The sequence below is a fragment of the Burkholderia sp. Ac-20353 genome (assembly GCF_017104785.1).
Lineage (GTDB): Bacteria > Pseudomonadota > Gammaproteobacteria > Burkholderiales > Burkholderiaceae > Burkholderia.
Genome location: NZ_JAAGPL010000463.1, coordinates 1 through 1678, shown reverse-complemented (window position 1 = coordinate 1678; position 1678 = coordinate 1). Strand labels below are relative to the sequence as shown.

Below are 1678 nucleotides of genomic sequence, written 5' to 3'. Positions count from 1 at the left end.
CAGTACCGCAACGCGCAGCTCGACGAGATTCGCGCGACGGGCGCGCGCCTGTCGGACACCGCGCGGCTGTACCAGGCGATGGGCACGCCGCCCGTCGGGGGTTCGTCGAATCAGCGGCCGATTACGCAGTCGATCACGCAGTCGATCACGCAGCCGATCACGCAGCCAACCGCGCAGCCGGCGCCGCAGGCCCGCGCCGCCGACGCGCCTGCTGCATCCGCCACCCAGTGACGCTTGCACCTCCTGCGGGCCGCGCCCGCCGCGCGGTCGTCGGCTTCGTTCGACGCTCGCGCGCGGGCCCCTTCAGCGCATCCGCCTCTTTCCGCTTGACCCTCACGTAGCGTAACGTTCGAGACTTCAGCGTGCGCACTAAACGGAGGCTCGAATGCGACTGAAAGTGGGAGACCTGGCAAAACGCAGCGGACTGACCGTCCGCACGCTGCACCACTATCACGCGATCGGTCTGCTGACACCTTCGGCGCGCGCCGACAACGGCTACCGGCTGTACGACCGCAACGACATCGCCCGGCTTCACCAGATCCAGGCATTGCGTCGCTTTGGACTGTCGCTCGCCGAGATCGGCACTTACCTGAACCAGCCCGGCACCCCGCTCGTCGGGATCGTCGCGAAGCAGATCGCGATGCTCGACCGTGAAATCGAGCAGGCCGCGCGGCTGCGCGAGCGACTCGTGCACCTGCACGAGCAGCTCGCCGGCGGTGCGGAGCCGGAGCTGGCCGATTGGCTCACCACGCTGGAGTTGATGACTGTGTACGACAAATACTTTTCCGAGGAAGAACTCGCGCGCATGCCGATGTACCACAAGAGCCAGACAGGCGATGCGGAGTGGATCTCGCTCGTCGGCAACGTGCGTGCGCTGATGGACGGCGGCGTCGCGCCGGAAGACGACCGCGCCCGCGTGTTCGCCGAGCGCTGGATGGCGCTGCTCGTGCGCGACACGAACGGCGACCCGCGGCTGCTCGCGAAACTGAACCTGATGCACGAGCGCGAGCCGTCGATGCAGGCGCAGATCGGCATTTCGACGGCCATGCGCGACTACGTGCTGAGCGCGGTCGCCGAAACGAAGATGCGGATCTTCGAGAAGTACCTCGCGCCGGACGAGATCCGCTTCATGCGCGCGCACTATGGCGAACGGGCCCAGGAATGGCCGCAGCTGATGGCCGATGCGCGCGACGTGATCGAGGCCGGCGCCCGGCCCGAATCGCCGGAAGGCCGCGCGCTCGCGCTGCGCTGGCTCGACCTGTTCCGCAGCTATGCGGGCAACGATCCCGCGACGCACGCGAAATTCCGCCACGCGATGATGACCGAGCCCGCGCTGACGAAGGACGCATGGGCCGACGACACGCTGCTCGGGTTCATGCGCGAAGCGATGGCGCAGCTGAAGCCGCAGCACTGATCGGCAGGCATCCGGGCGACGCGCGCCAATGACGCGCGTCGCCCGGGCTGCCCATACCGCTCGTGCCGCGCGAAGGCCGATGTCGGCGGACGACTCGCGGGATGCCTTGCCGCGCCCGGTTACGGATAGCGCCGCTCACCACTTGCAGCCCGCATCGCGCACCGCGTCGAGCGCGAGCGCAGGAATCGCGAGCAGCCCCATCCCCGCATACGCGTTGCGGCAGTCCGCGCGGCGGGCCTCCGCGATCCCGCGCGCGAGCGTGGC

At 68.9% G+C, this 1678-nt stretch carries 1 protein-coding gene and 1 pseudogene; both read left to right on the top strand.

Features of this window, described 5'->3' with window-relative positions; translation table 11 throughout:
* A pseudogene (locus tag G3N94_RS41310) lies at nucleotides 1-231 on the top strand (hypothetical protein); the annotation flags it as partial.
* A gap of 154 nt (nucleotides 232-385) precedes the next feature.
* Complete coding sequence (locus G3N94_RS41305) at nucleotides 386-1414, top strand: MerR family transcriptional regulator (RefSeq protein ID WP_205799907.1); 1029 nt, start codon at nucleotides 386-388, stop codon at nucleotides 1412-1414.
* Nucleotides 1415-1678: the final 264 nt, after the last annotated feature.